This window comes from Devosia yakushimensis (assembly GCF_030159855.1).
Classification (GTDB): Bacteria; Pseudomonadota; Alphaproteobacteria; order Rhizobiales; family Devosiaceae; genus Devosia; species Devosia yakushimensis.
The window spans coordinates 491,917-510,976 of record NZ_BSNG01000001.1 but is presented as its reverse complement, the minus strand read 5'-3'; the positions used below and the strand labels follow the sequence as shown (position 1 = coordinate 510,976).

The following is a 19,060-nucleotide window of genomic DNA, read 5'->3' as shown; positions in this document are numbered from 1 at the left end:
AGTATGGAAGCGGCAAACGGCCGATAAGAACTCTGCTGGAGGAACAAGAATGGCATCAAACGAGCAGAGCGCAGCCCGCAAGCGGCCCGAGGATTTGCGCAGCGCGCGCTGGTTTGCGCCCGATGATCTACGCGGCTTCGGCCATCGCTCGCGCCTGATGCAGATGGGCTATAGCCCCCAAGATTGGGTCGGCAAGCCGGTCATCGCCATCCTCAATACCTGGTCCGACACCAATCCCTGCCACGGCCATTTCAAGCAGCGCGCCGAAGACATCAAGCGCGGCGTGCTCCAGGCCGGCGGCTTCCCCATCGAGCTACCCGCGCTCTCGGTCTCGGAGACCTTCCTCAAGCCCACCTCCATGCTCTATCGCAACATGCTGGCCATGGATGCCGAGGAGATGATCCGCGCTCATCCGGTCGATGGCGTCATCCTGATGGGCGGCTGCGATAAATCCACCCCGGCTTTGCTGATGGGCGCCACCAGCGCCAACCTGCCCACCATTTTCGTGCCCGCCGGCCCCATGCTGCGTGGCAATTGGCATGGCAAGGAATTGGGCTCGGGCTCCGACGCCTGGAAATTCTGGGATGAACGCCGCGCCGGCAATATCACCCAGCAGGATTGGAACGAGATGGAAGGCGGCATTGCCCGCAGCGCCGGCCATTGTATGACCCTGGGCACCGCCAGCACCATGACCGCCATTGCCGAAGCCATCGGCATGACGCTGTCGGGCGCCTCCTCTATCCCCGCCACCGATTCCGCCCATATCCGCATGTGCGCCAATGCCGGCCGCCGCGTCGTGGACATGGTGTGGGAAGACTTGGTGCCCACCCGCATCCAGACCCGTCCGGCTTTCGAAAACGCCATCACCGTGGCCATGGCCATGGGCTGCTCGACCAATGCCATCATCCACCTGATCGCTCAGGCCCGCCGCGCCGGAGCCGATATCGGGCTCGACGATTTCGAAAAAGCCAGCCGCCGCGTCCCGGTCCTCGCCAATATCCGGCCCTCGGGCGACCGCTACTTGATGGAAGACTTCTACTTTGCCGGCGGCCTGCGCGGGCTGATGAACCGGCTGGGCGACCACCTGCATCGCGATTGTCTGACGGTCGAAGGCAAGACCCTGGGCGAAGTCGTGGCCGATGCCAAAATCTACAATGACGACGTCATCCGCCCGCTCGACAACCCCGTCTATGCCGAAGGCGCCCTCGCCGTGCTACGCGGCAACCTCGCCCCTGACGGCTGCGTCATCAAACCCAGCGCCTGCGACCCGCGCTTCCTGCGCCATTCCGGCCCGGCTTTGGTCTTCGACAGCTATCCCGAGATGAAAGCCGCGGTGGAGGACGACACTCTCGACGTCACCGCCGACCACGTCCTCATCCTGCGCAATGCCGGCCCATTGGGCGGCCCCGGCATGCCCGAATGGGGCATGCTGCCCATCCCGCGCAAACTGGTGAAACAAGGCGTGCGCGACATGGTCCGCATTTCCGACGCCCGCATGAGCGGCACCAGCTATGGCGCCTGTATCCTGCACGTCGCGCCGGAATCCCACATCGGCGGCCCGCTGGCTTTGGTTCGCACTGGCGACATCATCAGCCTCGACGTCGCCGCCCGCACCATCAATATCGAGATAACAGCCGAAGAACTCGCCGCCCGCCGCGCCGCCTGGCAACCTCCCGAGCCGCATTACCATCGCGGCTATGGCTGGATTTATTCTCAGCATGTGCAGCAAGCCAATGAAGGCTGCGACTTCGATTTCCTGCGCACCGAATTCGGCCCGGCAGCGGGCGAACCCGCGATCTACTAGCACACACCGGGTCATTCCCGCGAAAGCGGGAACCTCTGTTTCGCGGTACGTGAGAAGCAAACGGCGGTTCCGCTTTCGCGGGAATGACTCCGTGGGATTTCGGCGCGGCGGTCCGAAACCGCCGCGCCACTCATTCCTTACTGACCGGCCGCCTGCGCCGCATACATGTAGCTGTCATAGGTATATTCGGCGACGCGGAACCATTCGAAGCTCTCGTCGCGGAACTTCTTCCAGCTCGGATAGATCGCCGCCCATTGCGGATTGTTGGCGCTATATTCCTCATAAAGCTCGAACGTCGCCTTGTAGGCGGCGTCGAGCACGTCACGCGGTAGCGGCCGCAGCTGCACGCCCTTGCCCACCAGCGAACGGATCGCGGCCGTGTTCTTGACGTCGTAAAGCGCCTGCATGTTGATATTGGCCGCCTTGCAAGCGGTATCGAGCGCGACCTTATAGGTCTCCGGCAAGGCTTCGTACTGCGCCTTGTTGATATAGAAGTGGATGGTCAGCCCGCCTTCCCAATAGGCCGGATAATAGTAGTAGGGCGCGATCTGGTAGAAGCCCAGGCGCTCGTCGTCATAGGGCCCGACCCATTCGGCCGCATCGATCGTGCCGCGTTCCAGTGCGGGATAGATATCGCCACCCGGCAATTGCTGCGGCACGACGCCCAGCCGCGACATAACCTCGCCCGCCACACCCGCGATACGCATCTTGATGCCGGAAAGATCGGCCAGGCTATTGATTTCCTTGCGGAACCAGCCACCCATCTGCGCACCTGTGGCGCCGCCCGGAATGCCGACAACACCATATTCCTCAAGGAACGTATTATAGAGCTCGTTGCCGCCGCCATGATAGAGCCAGGCATTCTGCTGGCGGGCATTGAGCCCGAACGGAATGGTCGAGCCGATGGCGAAAGTCGGGTTCTTGCCGGTGAAATAATAGCCGCAGGTATGGGCGATTTCGACCGTATTGGCCTGCACGGCATCGATCGCCTGCGCGCCCGGCACCAACTCGCCCGCCTGGAACACCTGGATCTGGAACTTGCCCTCGGTGATTTCCGACAGCGCCTCGGCCATCACGACCGCGCCGCCATAGATGGTGTCGAGATTGTTCGGGAAACCCGAGGTCAGGCGCCAGCGCAGGGTCGGTAGTTCCTGGGCAATCGCGGGGGTGGCAAGCACTGTGCCGGCGGCAGCGGCGACGCCGGCGGCAGCGCCCTTGCCGAGAAAATTACGTCGATTGAGATCAGCAGTCACGTTCAGTCCTCCTCAGGATGTTTAGGCGTTCAAGGTGCGGGAGCCGCCGGAGCAGGCTCGGCACCGAAAGAGGGAGCGGCAGGAGCCGCATCTGGAGCAGGCGCGCCAAAGCTGGGCGCGGCTGGGGTAACAGGAGCGGCCGGAGCCCCGAAACTGGGCGCCGGGGCACCAAAGCTCGGAGCCGGTGCGCCACCGAACGGCGCGGCGGGCGCGCCGAAGGGATTTTCCCCGCCCGCGCCAGGCATGGGCACGTTGAGCTGGATGCTGGCCGGGTCGACCACCGCCGCGCCGGATTTGTAGTGCGTCACCAATTGCGGGAAGAACATGACCAGCAGCACCATGACCAGCTGGATGCCCAGGAATGGCAGCGCCCCCATATAGATTTGCCCTGATGTCACCGGCTGGATGGTCGCACCGGTCACCCTGTCCTTGTAGGACCGGGATGGCGCCACCGATCTGAGGTAAAACAGCGAGAAGCCGAAGGGCGGATGCATGAACGAGGTCTGCATGTTGATCGCCAGCATCACACCGAACCAGATGAGGTCGATCCCCAGTGCATGTGCCACTGGCGCCAGCAGTGGGATGATGATGAAGGCCAGCTCGAAATAATCGAGGAAGAAGGCCAGGAAAAAGACCAGCAGATTGGCGATGATCAAAAAGCCGATCACCCCGCCCGGGATCGAAGTCATAAGATGCTCGACCCAGACATGGCCATTGACGCCATAGAAAGTCAGCGAGAAGACGCGCGCACCAAGCAGGATGAAGATCACGAAGGACGAAAGCTTGGCCGTCGAATAGAGGGCCGATTTGAGCATCGGGAGGTTGAGCTTGCGATTGAGCGCCGCCAGCGCCAGCGCACCGACCGCGCCCATCGCGCCGCCCTCGGTAGGCGTGGCAAAACCGATGAAGATCGTGCCCAACACCAAGAAAATCAGCACCAGCGGCGGCACCAGCGAGGTCACCACGCGGCCGAGCAGCTTCCATCCACGCAGCGTGCGCGCCTCGGGCGGCAGCGCCGGAACGCTCTTGGGATAGATGATCGACATGACGATGATATAGGCGGCATAGGCGGCCACCAGCATCAGGCCGGGCACCAGCGCGCCCTTATACATATCGCCCACCGACCGCCCGAGCTGGTCGGCCAGGATGATCAGCACCAGGCTGGGCGGAATGATCTGCGCCAGCGTGCCCGAGGCTGCAATCGTGCCAGCCGCGACTTTGCGGTCATAGCCATAGCGCATCATGATCGGCAGCGAGATCAGGCCCATCGAGATGACCGAAGCCGCCACGACACCCGTGGTTGCCGCCAGGATCGCGCCCACGAAAATCACCGCAAAGGCCAGGCCCCCGCGCACCGGCCCGAACAATTGCCCGATCGTATCGAGCAGGTCCTCGGCCATGCCGCTTCGTTCCAATATCAACCCCATGAAGGTGAAGAATGGAATGGCCAGCAATGTCTCGTTGGACATCTGCCCGAAGATGCGGTCGGGAATGGCCCCGAACAGATTAATCGGCAGCAGCCCCATTTCGATGCCGACAAAGCCGAAGGCGAAGCCGACAAAGGCCAGTGCGAATGCCACCGGATAGCCGAGCAGCAGCACGACGATCAGCGACAGGAACATGATGGGCGCGAGATTTTCCGCGAAGAAGGCAAACATGATGATTATCCCGGCTTAAAGAGCTGCAGCTTCGGCATCGGCAAGCGATACCGGGTCGGGAATCTGCCCGCGCAGAATGGCGATGCGCTTGATCAGCTCGGACACGCCCTGCAGGAACAGCAGGCCAAACCCAGCCGGGATCAGCGCCCAGACCGGCCACAGGATGAGCCCGCCGGTATTGTTGGACACTTCCCCGCTGGCAAATTTGGCAGCCACCATCGGCCAGGCGAGATAGATGGTGATGAGGCAGAACGGGAACAGGAAGAACAGCGTGCCCAGGATCTCGATCCAGAGCTGCACCCTGCGCGGCAACTGTCCATAGACCAGGTCGACCTTGACGTGTTCGCTGTTGAGCAGCGTATAGCCGGCCGCGATCAGGAACACGGCCGAGAACAGATACCACTGCGCCTCGAGCCACGCATTGGAGCTGAGATTGAACAGCTTGCGGGTCGTGGCATTGATGGCGCTGATCAGCACGGCCGCCAGCAGCAGCCAGGACACCGCTTTTCCGATAAAAGTATTGGTCGCGTCTATCGCACGCGACAGCGCCAGCAAACCAGACATGGTATCCTCCCGAGGGTTCCGCACATTGGCGGACAGCCATTTGGGAGCTAGCTAGAACGCAGGGCCCGGGCCGGACAATATAGCCAAATGGCCCAAATGCAGGAGCCTACCCACTATTGGGTATAGGACTGCCCTGCCCCGGTTTTTCAGACCAATCCATTCTCGATGGCATAACGGGTAAGTCCCGCCGTGGAAGAAACGCCGAGTTTCTTCTTGATCTTCTTGCGATGCGTTTCCACCGTCGCCGCCGAGATCGACAACGCTTCGGCCACCTGCTTGTTGCTCTGTCCGGCGGCGATCAGCAGCAGCACCGAATATTCGCGCGCCGTCAGCGGCTGCGACGCTTCGGCCGAGCGGCGTTCGAGCAATACGTCGGAAACGCCGGACGAAAAATAGGTGCCCCCTGCCGCCACGGTTTCGATGGCCGAAACGATCTCCTCGGTCGAAACGTCTTTCAGCACATAGCCCGAAGCGCCATGCATCACCGAGGTCGAGATATATTCCCGGCTGTCATGCATGGAGAGCATCAGCACCCGCGCCTCGGGCACCTGCTCGCGGAACAGCTCCAGCGCCTCGATGCCGTTGACATGCGGCATATTGATATCCATCAGCACAACCTGCGGCCGGCTCGCACGGGCAATGTCGAGCCCTGCAAGCGCCAGTCCGGCGACACCCACCACCTCGATATGCTCGAATGTCTCCAGGATCGCCTTGAGCCCGTCGAGCACCAGCGGGTGGTTGTCGACCAGCAGCACCTTGATCGGCTTCTGGCTCATGCGACCTCGCTCAGCGGCGCCTGCGGCAGGTTTGCCGATTTCGGCAGGCTCGCCTGCAACCTGGTTCCCTCCGCCGATGTCTGGATCAGCAATAGGCCACCGAAATGGGCCATGCGCTCCTGCATGTTGCGCAACCCCAGCCCACCCGAACCGCCCTGTTCGGCAAAGCCCCTGCCGTCATCCTCGATGATCATCTGCACCCGCCCCTTGGGGCTGGCCAGCGTGATCGACACATTTCGCGCGCCCGCATGCCGCTCGACATTGTTGAGCGCTTCCTGCGCAACCCGGTAGAGCGCCGTGCTCGCCTCGGCCTTGGGCCGCGCCTTGAAGCCGCTGCATTCGAGCCGTGTCGCAATCCCCGTCCGCTCCGAAAAATTATGGCACAGCGCCTCGAGCGCCGGGCTCAGTCCCAGATCGTCCAGCACCCGCGGCCGCAGGTCGTGTGACAGCCGCCGCACTTCCTTGATGGCTCCGTTAAGCGCTTCGGCGCCCCGCTCGATGGCTCCTATGGCATCGGCGCTGTCATTGCTGGCCTTGCGCCGCGCCAGGTCGATCGCATAGCGCACCCCGATCAGGTTCTGCGAAATCCCGTCATGCAGCTCCCGCGCCAGCCGCGAGCGCTCCTCTTCCTGGGTATCGACGATCCGCTGCGTCAATTGCTTGAGCTTGCCATCGGCCATGCGCCGCTCGCGGGCATTGAGCAGCATGCAGGTGGCAAAGACGATCAGCACGGCCGGCACCGCGATCAGCGCCACGATAAAGAACGTCTGCCCTATACTGGCGCGCAATTCGGCCTTGGCCGCCGCGGTCTGGGCAAAGACATCGTCGAGATAGACGCCGGTCCCCAGCATCCAGCGCCACTTGTCCAGCCCCACGGCAAATGACAGCTTGTCCGCCATCAACCCGGCCGAGGGCTTCTCCCATTTATATTGGTGCAGCCCTCCGCCCTCTTTGGCGCGCTGGATCAGATTGGCGATCACATGGTCGCCATCGGGATCAACCAAAGCGAGCCAGTTCTGCCCCGGCCGGTAGAGCTGGCGCGGATGAACGACATTGTTGCCGTCATAGTCATAAACGAAGAAGTAGCCGTCCTGCCCATAGTCGAGCCGGGTCAGGATGGCTCGCACCTCCTCCTTGGCGGCATCATCATCGGGGCCGGCCCGCTGATAAATTTCGTCGATCGCCGAGATCGCCAGATTGGTGAGGTTCAGCAGCTCATCCTGCTTGGCCTGCAGCAGGTTGCTCTCGAACGTATCGATACTGGTCTGCGCCAGCCGGGTCGATTGCCAGGTAATCAGCAGCGTGATGGCCGAGATCGCCACGATCAGCGGAATGATCGCCAATGCCAGGATCTGATATCGCAGGTTCACCGCACTTTTCCCTTCGGCCCAATTCAGCCTCGTGGTTGTGCGGCCAAACGCGCGCTATCGCAAGCGGGTGCATGCGGGCGGCGTTGCGCCGCCCGCCCAGACCGTCAGAACTTGCCCTTGTAGCTGATCGAGAAGGTCCGGCCCGGCCCCTTGACGTTGTAATAGTCGTCATAGCCATAGGCGGGCACCGAATAGGCCTGCTGCACCACCGGCACATAATCGGCATTGAGCAGGTTCTCGACACCCAGCGTCAGCGTGCCATTGCCGACCTTGAAATCGGCCGCGGCATCGAGCACCACATAGGGCTCTATGGTCTGCAGCCCTAGGAATTCGCTGCTGTCGGGGTCGCGATAGCCCGAGAACAACCCCATCAGCCGATAGACCGACCAGTCATTGGGCGCATATTCGGCATAGGCCGTGATCTTTGCCGGTGCGATGCGGTCCGAGGGCAAGTCGGAATCGTTTTGGCCGTCGCCATCGGTATCGTAGCGGCCTTCGAGCCAGGTCAGCGTGCCACCCAGCGTCAATCCATTCTCAAAGGCATATTCGCCAGCCACTTCAATGCCATAGACCGTCTCAGGCGCCAGCACCAGGTCGAGGTCGGCCGAGTAGCTCACCCCATTGTCCGAGGTGCTGTAGAAGCCCGTGGTCGTGATGTTCCAATTGTCGCGATGAAAGCGCACGCCCGCTTCGTAGCTATTGGTCTTTTGCCCATTGGCCGCCAGCGATGCCACGCTGGGCACATCATTGTCGGTGGCATAACGCACCAGATTGCCCAGCTGGTAGCCCTGCGAAAATCCGGCGAACAGGGTCGCAAATTCGGTGAGGTCATGGGAGGCGCTGACATTGAACAGCGGCTCGGCAACATCCACCGTTCCGCCCTGGACGGTAAAGCCATTGGCATTGACGAAGGTTGGAATCTCCAGCTCCATCGCCTCGTAGCGCACGCCGCCGGTAACCCGCGTTGTATCGTTGAGATCGATTTCGAGCTGCGCAAAAGGCGCTATGCCCGAGAGCGTGGCATCGGGCGTGCCCGAGGGCCCGTCGATGTCGTTGACCACGGTCTTGTCGTGCAGATAGTCGACGCCCCACACCACATTCATGTCGGGGCCCAGCACAGGCAGTGGCGTATCGAAGGTCAGCCGCGCCCCATATTTGTCCGAGGCCGTCTCATATTGCGGATATTGAAAGCCGAGGAATTCGGTGCGGGTAAAGGTCGTGGTGTTCTGGTTGTAGAACACCTGCAGATTCATGCTGCCGCCCAGCACTTCCTCATTGGAATATTTGCCGCTGATGGTGAGGTTGTCGACGCCCGGCGTGAGCGTATTGAGATTGCCCAGTGACGGGACAGCGCTGGTATTGTCCTCGACGCTTCCGCCGCCCACCGGCCCCGCCCATATGCTCTTCTGGGCATTGTCATAGCGGTTGATCATCACCTCGAACCGGCTCGACCCCATCTGGTAGCCAAGTTTGCCCAAAATATTATAGGCCGTGACATCGTCGAGCCCACCCTGCGAGCCGAACGAGTCGGGCGGGCGGCGCTCGCCATCGGCGGTAAAGCTGCTGCCGGTCTTCTCGAAACTTCCGTTCAGCAGGAAATCCACATCGCCATCGCGGCCGCTGAGATTGACCACGCCGGTATAGGACATCGAGTCACCGATATCGGTCGGTGAGAATTTGATGCCGCTGCCATATTCGACGTTGAACCCATCGTCCTGCGGGGTCTTGGTGATGATGTTGACCAGCCCGCCTGGCGCGCCAAAACCGTAGGCAGCCGTTGCGCCGCGCACCACTTCGATCTGGCCGACCGCCAGGCTTGAAATGGTATTGAGGCCACGGAAATTATTGTTGAGCGTATTGGTTTGCGGCACGCCATCGATCAGCGTCAGGAAATTGCGCCCGCGCAGCGACTGACCATAATCGGTCATATTCTCCGCGCTCTGGCTGAAGCCCGGCGTGGTCTTGGCCAGGATCGAGCCGATAGGCGTATTGACGCTCGATTGCTTGGCGATGGTTTCGTCGTCGATCACCGTCACCGAAACGGTGGACTCGCTGACCGGGGTTTCCGTTCGGTTGGGTCCCGAAACGATCAACCGCTCGAGCATGATCACTTCATCGGAAAACAGCGTGGATTCCTGCCCAAAGGCGGTTGTCGCCAGCAGCAGGCAGGGAAGCGCGCACAGCAGCGCGGAGCGTGACACAGACATAAAGCCCCCTTCATAGTCACAAGGTCAGGCCCTGGCTTGTCGTCCCCTCCGTTAAAGTTGACTGGCTTAGGCAGGTTTTTCGATAGGGGCTTCCCCCCGCGCACGCAAGAGTGTCCCGCTATCGTCCACAGCTTGCGTCACGTTTTTGTCACACCGCCGGCACGGGCACGAAAAATTGACGTTTGCCACGCAACATCGGGCGAAATACCGGCCGCCCACCACATTGCTGCGGCACGCGCCATAGTAGAACCGCATTTGCCGCGAGGTATCGCGGACTTCACGCCTCACATGACGAAGGAATACCCATGACGCATCCCGCCACGCCGCGCCGTTTTGCAGGCACCCTGCCCCACCTTGCCGTGGCCCTGCTGACAGCCGCCGCGCTCGCCGGATGCAGCATGGGCGGCGGCGGTGGCGCCAGCGTTGCTGCGCTGCATCCCGGCCTCAGCGCCCGCATGGACCAGCCCGGCGCCAGTCTCGACCGCGCCCAGGCCCTCGGCATCGTCAATGCGTACCGGGCCACCAATGGCATTACGGCCCTGGCGCCCGATACCGGCCTTGATGGCACCGCCCAGGCCCTCGCCAACCAATATGCCCAGACCGGCACCCCGCCCAAGACCCCGCAGGGCCTGCGTGTCATGAAGCTCAGTGCCGGTTACGCCACCTTCGCCGAGACCTTCTCCGGCTGGCGCAACAATCCCGCCGATGCGGCTGGCCTGACTTCGGCAGGCAGCAAGGCCGGCGTTGCCATGGCCTTCAATCCGGCCTCCAGCTATGGCGTCTATTGGGTGCTCGTGGTTGGCGACTGAGCCCGAGCTCATCGACGCCAGGGGGCTAAAATGCCCCCTTCCGGTGCTGCGCATGGAGAAACGGCTCGCTAGCCTCCCCTCCGGCGCGGCCCTTATCGTGCTGGCCACCGATCCGATGGCCAAGGTGGATATCCCCCTTTACTGCCGCCAGAACAGGCACGACTGCACCCTCACCAGCGAAGGTGATGTGCTGCGGTTCGCTATCGTGAAAAGCTAGGGCGAGCCTTTGTGGCTCTCGTCACGCCACCCCTGCTTTTTCGCTACAGCGAAAAAGCTGACCTCCCCATCATGGGGAGGGAGGCGCAGGCTGAGGACTCACGGCTCTTTCGTCTCCCTCCCCCTTGTGGGGAGGGATTAAGGGTGGGGGTGAGTCACAAGCACAATCTAAACATTACCCTCAACGGGTGCCGACTAGATCGGCCCCTCAAAACACCGGACGCGGCCGGGGAAACGGAATATCGCCGCTCGCCGCAACCGGCAGGCCCGGCCGCAACCCGCCATCGAGAGCTGCCTCAGCCGTCGTCGGCACGGCAAAGATCGGCACATGCGCCGGCCGCGGACGTGGCAGGGCAACACCCACCGCCATGCGACCCAGATCGGTCGCCACATAGCTATTGGGCACCACCGTATCGGTCAGATAGCTCGGCTGTCCCTTGAGACCCATCGGAAACGCTGCTTCCTGCGCCTTCACATAGTCCTGCGATCCCTTGCCGCAGATATTGGGCCGCATATCGACCGGCGCCGCGCCCGGATTGTTGGCGAGGGTCAGCACTGTCTGCCCGCTGGATTGCACGCCCCCCGATAGCCCCTTGAGCACCAGTTCGGCCGCCCGCTCATTGCGCTCGCGGGCCGATGAACCGCCCAGCACGATAGCCAGAAGCCGGCGCCCGCCGCGCTCCACCGTCGCCACCATATTGAGCCCCGAGGCGCAGACGAAACCGGTCTTCATCCCCGTGGTCCCGGCGAATTTGGTCAGCAATTCATTCTGCGATTCCAGCCTCGCCTTGCCCACCTGCACCACTTCGGTACCGAACATGGGCAGGTATTGCGGAAAGCTCTGCCGGATATAAAGCGTCAACACCGCCAGGTCGCGCGCCGACATATATTGTCCCGGATCATGCAGCCCATTGGGATTGCTGAAATGGCTGGCCGTAAGCCCCATGCGGCCCGCCACGTCATTCATCTTGGCGACGAACCCCGCTTCGCTCCCCCCGACCGTCTCGGCAATAGCCATGGCCGTGTCATTGGCCGATTTGACGATCATCACATAGAGCGCGTCCTTGAGGCTCATGGCACTGCCCACCGGCAGGCCCGAGCGCGACGGCGCCTGCTTGAGCGCCTTGGCCGACAAGATCACCGGCGTATCGAGCGTCACGCTGCCCTTGGCAATTTCCTCGAACACCACATAGGCCGTCATCATCTTGGTCAGCGATGCCGGGTGCCACGGCTGGCCGGCTTCCTGCGCATAGAGCACATCGAAATTGTCCATGTCGACCAGCAACATGGGCGTAGCGCGCGCGGCGCCCAGGGCGGCAGCGAGAGTGGCAAGACAGGCAAAGACGAACAGACCAAGACGGCGGGCAAGCGGCAAGTGACACAGACTCCGTTATGTCGGGAAGGCGGCTTTCTCTTATCAGCGCGCTCCCTCTATCTCAATGCGGCCAGGCCCCTGGTGACGGGCTTTTGACCGCTCCTGACACCATCTGGCAGCACAAGCGTTCAACAGTGTGGCGACTAAGACACGGGGAGAATTCGACCATGACCGCCATCGTCACCATCCTGGCCGACGGCTTTGCCGATTGGGAAACCGCACTGCTCAATGCCGGCGCCAGCGGCTATTTCGGCATCGACACCAAATTCGCTACGCCCGGCGGCAAGCCGGTCACCTCCGCCGGCGGTCTCAAGGTCACCCCGGACCTGGCAGTGGAAGACATCGACCCGGCACGGCTGGATGCGCTCGTCGTCTGCGGCGGCACCGCCTGGGCCGGTGAAACCCCGCCCGACATAGCGGCGGTTCTGCTGGCCACCCGTGACGCCGGCAAGACCGTGGCGGGCATTTGCGACGGCACGCTCGCGCTGGCCCGCGCCGGCATTCTCGACAATGTGGCCCACACCTCCAACTCGCCAGACAACCTGCCCCCAACCGGCTATGCCGGCGCCGCGCACTACAAAGACCAGCCCCAGGCCGTCATTGACGGCAGGATCGTCACCGCACCCGGCACCGCGCCGGTCAGCTTCATGGGTGGCGTTCTGGAAACGCTGGGCTTGCGCGACGGCAATCTGGACTATTATCTCGGCCTCTACGGCGCCGAACACCGGGCCGGATGAGCCCCCCTAGGCACAAGCAGTAACCGTGTCTATATTTGTGCCTAAGGTTCTTCTAGACGAAAGCATAGTCATGTCTCTCACCGACACATCCAAATCCGCCAATTGCCTGGCCATGTCCGACGTGCTCAACCGCATCGGCGACAAGTGGAGCGTGATGGTCGTGGGCATTCTCGGCCAGAACGGCACGCTGCGCTTCAACGAGCTTAAGCGCATGATCAACGGCGTCTCCCAGCGCATGCTGACCCTGACCCTGCGCAATCTCGAGCGCGATGGCCTGGTCACCCGCACCATCTATCCCGAGGTGCCGCCCCGCGTTGAATATAGCCTGACCGAACTGGGCAAGACCCTGCAGGTGCCGATCAGCGGCCTCTGGGACTGGTCGGCCGAACATCACGGCGCCATCATCGACGCCCGCGCCATCTACGATGCCCGCGAAAACGCCACCGTGGCCGCCGAACCCCGCAAGGCCGCCTACGCCCGAGGCTAAAGCCAATGCTCTGGACGCAAAACCAGCTGGCCAGCCAGCTGGTCGAACTCGGCCTACAGCAAGGCGACGCCGTGCTCGTACACGCCGCCCTGCGCAAGGTTGGACCAATTCTTGGTGGTCCCGACACGCTGATCGATGCCATTCGGACGATTGTTGGTCCCGAAGGCACCATGCTGGCCTATTGCGACTGGCAGGCCGATGACGACATTCTCCAGCGCGCCGACCTGCGCGACGAGATACCGCCCTTCGATCCCCAGCGCTCTCGCTCTATCCGTGACAATGGCGCCTTCCCCGAATTGCTGCGCACCACGCCCGGCGCCTTGCGCAGTGCCAATCCCGGCGCCTCCTGCGCCGCGCTTGGCGGCAAGGCCGAGTGGTTCACTGCCGATCACGCGCTCGACTACGGCTACGGCCCGCAATCGCCCTTCGGCAAGCTGGTCGAAGCAGGCGGCAAGACCATGCTGATCGGCGCGCCGCTCGACACGATGACCCTTCTGCACCACGCCGAACATGTCGCAGATTTCCCCAACAAGCGCCTCCGCCGCTACGAAGCGCCCATTCTCGTCGATGGCAAGATTGTGTGGCGCCATTTCGAGGAATTCGACACCGCCGATCCGCCGCACGGCCTGCCCGACGACTATTTCGCCACCATCGTCGAGGCCTTCCTCGCCACCGGCCAGGGCAAACGCGGCACTATCGGCGCGGCCCCTTCCATATTGGTGGAGGCCGCGCCCATGATTGCATTCGGCGTTACGTGGCTGGAAGACCGTCTCGGCTCCTAGGGCCAATCGACATTCACTCAGGCCAGCATCAGCTGAATGTCGATTGGACCTAGATCAGCGCGACGATCTTCTTCTTGCTCCAGACAAAGCGATACCAGGCGGCTTGCGCCACCAGCATCACGCTGAAGCTCGCCGCATAGGCGATCCAGATGCCATGCAGCCCCAGGCTCGTCCGGCTGAGCACGATAGCCCCCGGCAATTCCACCAGCAGGATCGCCGCCAGCGAGATCACCATGGGCGCCACCACCGTGCCGCTCGACCGCATGATGCCCGAAAACACCACACTCCAGCCAAAGCACAGCATGCTCCACAGCACGATATGCAGCAGCGTCTCGGTCATCTCGATCACCGCCGGATCGGTGATGAACAGCGCCACCAGATGCTGGGAAAAGAGATAGGCAACCAGTATCAGGCTGCCGGTGATGATGAGGTTAAGCACCAGCGCCGTCTTGGTGATCCCCCACAATTGCCCCGCCTGTCCGGCGCCGATGGCCTGTGCGCCGAAAATCGACGCCGCAATACCGATCGACATGGCCGGGAATTGCACATAGCCCACCACCTGGTTGACCGCGCCATAGGCCGCCGTGGCGTCCGAGCCAAAGCCATTGACCAGCCCGACGACAACGATGGCCGAGATCGACGAGATCACCATCTGTAGCCCCGCCGGCACGCCCAGCCGCAGGATCAGCCCCAGCAGTTTGAAATCGGGCACCATGGCCGCCAGCAGCTCCCCATCGGGCGCCAGCGGCATCTTGCGGGCACGCATATAGATGAACAGGAAGATCAGCACGCTGACGAACCCGGCGATGAAGGCATAGGCCGCGGCCAGCAGCCCCAGCTGCGGCAGCCCGAACCAACCCTGGATCAGCGCCGGGGTCACCAAAAGGCTCACGATGAGCGAAATGATCAGCGCCACGAGCGGCGTCACCGTATCGCCCACCCCGCGCAGCACCGACGTCACCACCAGGAACACGAAAAAGCCGGGCATGCCGATCAGCACGATCCGCGCATACTCGGTCGAAAGCCCCAGAATATTGGCCGGCGCGCCCAGCACCTGCATGATCTGCGGGGTAAACAGCGCCCCGATAATGGCGACCACCACGCCCAGCGCGATCGTTGCGGTCAACGTCGTACCGGCAATCTGCTTGACCTTGGCCACATTGCGCGCACCCCAGGCCTGCCCGATCAATACGGTAGCGCCCGAGGAGAGCCCGATGATGAAGCTCATCAGGAAAAAGAGGATCGGGAAGAAGGTGGAAATGGCCGCCAGGGCCTCCACGCCAACCAGTTGGCCGACATAGACCGCATTGGCCGTCCCCGACAGCGACTGCAGGATGTTGGAGATCATCAACGGGATCAGGAAAAACGTAAACCGCTGCCAGAGCGGCTTGGAAATGGGGTTCATCAGAACGCTCCAGAAAACCTCGACAAAACACGCATCACGTCAGACCCCGGACGCAGCTGCCGTCCCAAAATACTGGGAAAAGCTGCGGGGACCATTTTCACACCCAAAAGATCGGGTGCCGGCTGGACGGGCGCTTGAGGCTTGGAAATGACACGGGCGATTGTCTACGCCCGCGCCGAGGGGCCGTCAACGGCACACCCCACGACACCATCCGGCGGAGCCAAATCCCGCGCCATTGCCGCTCTTCCTCCACACCGCTATCCTGCCCGTCTGTCCCCGCGGGTCGCCCATGATGGTCAAGGCTTTCCTCCTCGCACTATTGCTTGTCCTGCCGTGCCCCGCCCTCGCCGGCACCCTCGAAAGCCAGTCCTTCCCCAGCCCCGGCATGGGCGGCACGATCAAAGCCCTGATTTATCGCCCCGACGGCAATCCGCCACCCAGCGGCTGGCCGGTCATCTACCTGCTGCACGGCCTGGGCGGCGACGAAACCAGCTGGCGCGATCTGGGCCATATCCAGCCCACGCTCGATGACATGATGGGCCAATCCATCAAACCCGCCCTCGTGGTCATGCCCGGCGCGGGCCCCGAAAGCTGGTATGTGGATTCCCGCGCCATAGGCGGCCCCGGCGATTCCGAAACTGCCATCGTGAAAGACCTGCGCGCGGCCATCGAAGCCACCTATCCGGTGCGAAAGGACCGGGGCGGCCGGGCGATTGCCGGCCTTTCCATGGGCGGCTACGGCGCTCTTCGCCTTGCGCTTGGCCATCCCGATCTCTTCGCTGCTGCCGCAAGCCTCTCCGGCGCCATCTGGCAGAACGTGCCCAGCGATCAACTCGACCTCGCCCCCGAGGCCATGGCGCTGATCATCGACAGCACCTATTTCCATCACAACGACCCGGCCGATATTTCCACCGGCATCGACCTGCCCCCGGTCCCGCCCCATTTCGGCAGCGCCTTCGGCAATCCCTTCGACGCAAGGCGCTTCAACAGCCAGAATGTCTTCACCTTGCTGGCTGCCGCCATTGCCGAGGACACCGCGCTCCCTGCGCTGTTTCTGACGGTGGGCGACGATGACAGCCACAAGCTCTGGCGCGGCGCTATTGCCTTTTACGAAACCATGCAGGCGGATAATCGCCCCATCGAATTCCGCGTCACCAATGGCGACCATTCCTGGGATGTCTGGTCAACCAGCATCCGCGATGCCTTGCGCTTCATCGACAGCCAATGGCAGGCACCACGCTGACATTGGCGGGCCCCTGGCTTTTGAATCAAAAGCCACTGCTCCCCGCCACAGGATGGCTGCATTTTATGAGCAATCCTCGAGGTCGATCGACACACAGCTCAGGAGAGCCGAACCAAGGTCCGCGCCGGCGAATATGGCGGGTTTCGATTAATTCAACCATCGATCCGAGAGGCCCCATGCCGAAACAAGTACGGCTGGTCCGCGACCAACTGGAACAGGCCCTGTTCACGCTCCCCAAGGATCCTCAGAGCCCCACGATCGGCCTGCTGATCGAGGAAGCGATCGAGGTCGCCCTCGAAATCGAGTTCACCAATCCCACCCCTTCGGCCCCCGCTTGTGCTAAGGAGAAAGCCGAAGAGGAAAAGCCGATGCCCGTAAGCTATCGCGTGATCGATCTGGCTTCGGGCGGCGCAGAGCCGGTCGAACATGTAGTCGATGGGGTTGCCACGCCCGAGGCGGCAGCCGAAAAAGCCCTGGGAGCAAGGCTCTTCCGCAGCGGCCGCAAGCCGGAGCTGCGCGCCCGCGTCTATTTCCAGCGCCCCGGCATGCCCCTCAGCATGGTTCGCCTTTACGCCAAGGCCGCCAAGCTCGGCTGAGATCACGCCTTCGGGAACACTCGCCCGGGTCTCATCGTTTTCCGTCCACACATCTGGATTGGAGACGTGCCATGAAAACCATGACCGCCCTTTTCGACGACTACAACCAGGCAGCACAGGCCGTGCGTGCGCTGGAAGCGGCCGGCTTTCCCGAGGATGAGATTTCCCTTGTCATCTCCACCCTTGACGACGAGGTCGGCGAAGACACCACCGACGAGAGGGCTGCCGGCGGCGCCGGTGCCGGGGCAGGGATCGGCGCCCTGATTGGCGGCGCGGGTGGATTGCTGGCCGGTGTCGGAGCCCTTGCCATACCCGGCCTGGGCCCCGTAATTGCCGCCGGTTGGCTGGTATCCACTGCCATTGGCGCGGTTGCCGGAGCCGCTTTGGGCGGCGCTACCGGTGGCGTCATCGGCGCCCTCACCAGCTCGGGCATACATGAACAGGATGCCCATATCTTTGCCGAAGGCGTGCGCCGCGGCGGCAGCGTCGTCTCGGTCCGCACCGACGAAAGCAGGGCTGGCATTGTCGAGGACATTTTCGTCAAGGCCGAGCAGGTCGACATAGCCGAGCGCCGCGCCCGCTACGAAGAAGAAGGCTGGCAATATTTCGACCCCACCGCCCCCGGCTTCAACCGCGACCGTGACCGCGAACGACACGGCCTCGATCACTTGCAGGGCCCGTTCTGATCCAACGAACCCGCATTGCGCGAACCCGATGCCGCAAAAGCCCAGGCACCAGAAAGCGCGGGTCGCGTCACTTCGATTATGGGGAAAACTGGTGCCCCCCGCCGGACTCGAACCGGCACGCCTCGCGGCGGAGGATTTTGAGTCCTCTGCGTCTACCATTCCGCCAGAGGGGCACAAGGCAAGCTCTCTAACCCAGCTCGCATCGCTCCGCAACAGCATCGCTCATCGCCGGCCGACTTTTGTGCCGCCACCCCGCTCTCTGCCCTCCCCTCGAAAATGTGAACGCTGACATATGGTTAAGACGGCTCCGTTAACCACGTTCCTTACCGCCGCGTTAATTCATTCCGTCGCATTTTGCATAAAAATCAACCTATCTCCCGACTGACGAGGACGACCATGAATCGCCAGGCCATTGCGCTTGCCACTGCACTGCTAGTCACCACCCCGGCATTCGCCGCCGATCTTGGCTGGAATGGCGGCAATAGCGGCAGCTCCTTCTATTCGCCAACTTCCGTCTCGAACTGGAGCGGCTTTTATGCCGGCGTCAACGGCGGCTATGGCTGGGGCGAGCTGACCCGCAAGCCTGTCGGCGGCGGCGTCACCACCGAAAACAATTCCGGCGGCTGGAACCTGGGTGCCCAGGCCGGCTACAATGTGGACATGGGCGGCTTCGTGATCGGTGGCGAAGCCGACATCAACTGGGCCAGCATCGGCCATGACGAAGACATTGCCGGCGTCGGCAATTCCAAGGTCGGCATCGACGCCTATGGCACCCTGCGCGGCCGCGCCGGCGTGGTCTTCGGCCAGGTCATGCCCTATGTGACCCTGGGCGCTGCCTGGGGCCGCGGCACGGCCAGCGTCACCACTCCCGGCGACGTGATCACCAGCCAGAGCAAGAACCATCTCGGCTGGACGGCCGGTCTTGGCCTCGAAGCCGCCGCCACCGAAAATATCACCGTCAAGGCGGAATACCTCTATGTCGATCTGGGCACCCAGACCTATAGTGGCTTGCCCGGCGGCAATATCGACGCAACCCAACGCTTCAGCGTCGTCCGTGCGGGTGTGAACTACAAGTTCTAGCCTCTCGGGGGG

At 62.6% G+C, this 19,060-nt stretch carries 18 protein-coding genes and 1 tRNA gene; 10 read left to right on the top strand and 9 right to left on the bottom strand.

Going from position 1 to position 19,060, the window contains the following annotated elements; all coding sequences use genetic code 11:
* The first annotated feature begins 49 nt into the window (after window positions 1-49).
* Entirely contained in the window at window positions 50-1,804 is a 1,755-nt protein-coding gene (gene araD / locus QQL79_RS02385) for an L-arabinonate dehydratase (protein WP_284387552.1), read from the top strand.
* A gap of 137 nt (window positions 1,805-1,941) precedes the next feature.
* Here the strand turns inward: araD and QQL79_RS02380 are convergent, their stop codons facing one another.
* The 6 genes from QQL79_RS02380 to QQL79_RS02355 form a co-directional block, all read right to left on the bottom strand.
* Complete coding sequence (locus tag QQL79_RS02380) at window positions 1,942-3,057, bottom strand: TRAP transporter substrate-binding protein (protein WP_284387549.1); 1,116 nt, start codon at window positions 3,055-3,057, stop codon at window positions 1,942-1,944.
* A gap of 29 nt (window positions 3,058-3,086) precedes the next feature.
* Entirely contained in the window at window positions 3,087-4,715 is a 1,629-nt protein-coding gene (locus tag QQL79_RS02375; RefSeq protein ID WP_284387548.1) for a TRAP transporter large permease, read from the bottom strand.
* A gap of 15 nt (window positions 4,716-4,730) precedes the next feature.
* Window positions 4,731-5,279 (bottom strand): TRAP transporter small permease subunit, encoded by a 549-nt coding sequence (locus QQL79_RS02370; RefSeq protein ID WP_284387546.1) that lies wholly within the window; start codon window positions 5,277-5,279, stop codon window positions 4,731-4,733.
* Window positions 5,280-5,425: 146 nt separating this feature from the next.
* Entirely contained in the window at window positions 5,426-6,055 is a 630-nt protein-coding gene (gene mctR, locus QQL79_RS02365) for a two-component system response regulator MctR (RefSeq protein WP_284387544.1), read from the bottom strand.
* A complete protein-coding gene (mctS, locus tag QQL79_RS02360) occupies window positions 6,052-7,425 on the bottom strand; it encodes a two-component system sensor histidine kinase MctS (protein WP_284387542.1) in 1,374 nt (457 codons plus the stop codon). Before mctS ends, mctR begins: the two co-directional genes overlap by 4 nt.
* A 104-nt stretch (window positions 7,426-7,529) precedes the next feature.
* Window positions 7,530-9,632 carry a TonB-dependent receptor gene (locus QQL79_RS02355; RefSeq protein WP_284387540.1) on the bottom strand — a complete coding sequence of 701 codons (2,103 nt, stop codon included), beginning with the start codon at window positions 9,630-9,632 and terminating at the stop codon, window positions 7,530-7,532.
* A 305-nt stretch (window positions 9,633-9,937) separates the two neighbouring features.
* On the opposite strand from QQL79_RS02355, the gene QQL79_RS02350 reads away from it, so the two are divergent.
* Window positions 9,938-10,441 (top strand): CAP domain-containing protein, encoded by a 504-nt coding sequence (locus tag QQL79_RS02350; RefSeq protein ID WP_284387537.1) that lies wholly within the window; start codon window positions 9,938-9,940, stop codon window positions 10,439-10,441.
* On the top strand, window positions 10,431-10,658 hold the full coding sequence (locus QQL79_RS02345; RefSeq protein WP_284387536.1) for a sulfurtransferase TusA family protein: 228 nt from the start codon (window positions 10,431-10,433) through the stop codon (window positions 10,656-10,658). Before QQL79_RS02350 ends, QQL79_RS02345 begins: the two co-directional genes overlap by 11 nt.
* Window positions 10,659-10,865: 207 nt before the next feature.
* Here the strand turns inward: QQL79_RS02345 and QQL79_RS02340 are convergent, their stop codons facing one another.
* Window positions 10,866-12,032, bottom strand: a complete 1,167-nt coding sequence (locus QQL79_RS02340; RefSeq protein ID WP_284387535.1) for a D-alanyl-D-alanine carboxypeptidase family protein — start codon at window positions 12,030-12,032, stop codon at window positions 10,866-10,868.
* A gap of 167 nt (window positions 12,033-12,199) precedes the next feature.
* Between QQL79_RS02340 and QQL79_RS02335 the strand changes: the two genes are divergently transcribed.
* The 3 genes from QQL79_RS02335 (at window position 12,200) to aac(3) (ending at window position 14,038) form a co-directional block, all read left to right on the top strand.
* Window positions 12,200-12,769, top strand: a complete 570-nt coding sequence (locus QQL79_RS02335) for a DJ-1/PfpI family protein (RefSeq protein ID WP_284387533.1) — start codon at window positions 12,200-12,202, stop codon at window positions 12,767-12,769.
* 70 nt (window positions 12,770-12,839) lie between these two features.
* The gene (locus QQL79_RS02330; RefSeq protein WP_284387531.1) at window positions 12,840-13,256 is read left to right on the top strand and encodes a winged helix-turn-helix transcriptional regulator; all 417 of its coding nucleotides are present in this window, start codon (window positions 12,840-12,842) and stop codon (window positions 13,254-13,256) included.
* A 5-nt stretch (window positions 13,257-13,261) separates the two neighbouring features.
* A complete protein-coding gene (gene aac(3) / locus QQL79_RS02325) occupies window positions 13,262-14,038 on the top strand; it encodes an aminoglycoside 3-N-acetyltransferase (protein WP_284387529.1) in 777 nt (258 codons plus the stop codon).
* 49 nt (window positions 14,039-14,087) lie between these two features.
* On the opposite strand, the gene QQL79_RS02320 is transcribed toward aac(3), so the two are convergent.
* Window positions 14,088-15,443, bottom strand: a complete 1,356-nt coding sequence (locus QQL79_RS02320) for an MATE family efflux transporter (protein WP_284387527.1) — start codon at window positions 15,441-15,443, stop codon at window positions 14,088-14,090.
* A gap of 289 nt (window positions 15,444-15,732) precedes the next feature.
* Between QQL79_RS02320 and QQL79_RS02315 the strand changes: the two genes are divergently transcribed.
* From QQL79_RS02315 to QQL79_RS02305, 3 genes are all read left to right on the top strand, one after another.
* Window positions 15,733-16,686, top strand: a complete 954-nt coding sequence (locus QQL79_RS02315) for an alpha/beta hydrolase (protein WP_348523166.1) — start codon at window positions 15,733-15,735, stop codon at window positions 16,684-16,686.
* A gap of 176 nt (window positions 16,687-16,862) precedes the next feature.
* A complete protein-coding gene (locus QQL79_RS02310) occupies window positions 16,863-17,282 on the top strand; it encodes a hypothetical protein (RefSeq protein ID WP_284387524.1) in 420 nt (139 codons plus the stop codon).
* 71 nt (window positions 17,283-17,353) lie between these two features.
* On the top strand, window positions 17,354-17,968 hold the full coding sequence (locus QQL79_RS02305) for a general stress protein (RefSeq protein WP_284387522.1): 615 nt from the start codon (window positions 17,354-17,356) through the stop codon (window positions 17,966-17,968).
* Window positions 17,969-18,057: 89 nt separating this feature from the next.
* On the opposite strand, the gene QQL79_RS02300 is transcribed toward QQL79_RS02305, so the two are convergent.
* Window positions 18,058-18,141 (bottom strand) — tRNA-Leu (locus QQL79_RS02300).
* A gap of 223 nt (window positions 18,142-18,364) precedes the next feature.
* Here QQL79_RS02300 and QQL79_RS02295 point away from each other — a divergent pair.
* On the top strand, window positions 18,365-19,048 hold the full coding sequence (locus QQL79_RS02295; protein WP_284387521.1) for an outer membrane protein: 684 nt from the start codon (window positions 18,365-18,367) through the stop codon (window positions 19,046-19,048).
* The last annotated feature ends 12 nt before the right edge of the window (window positions 19,049-19,060 follow it).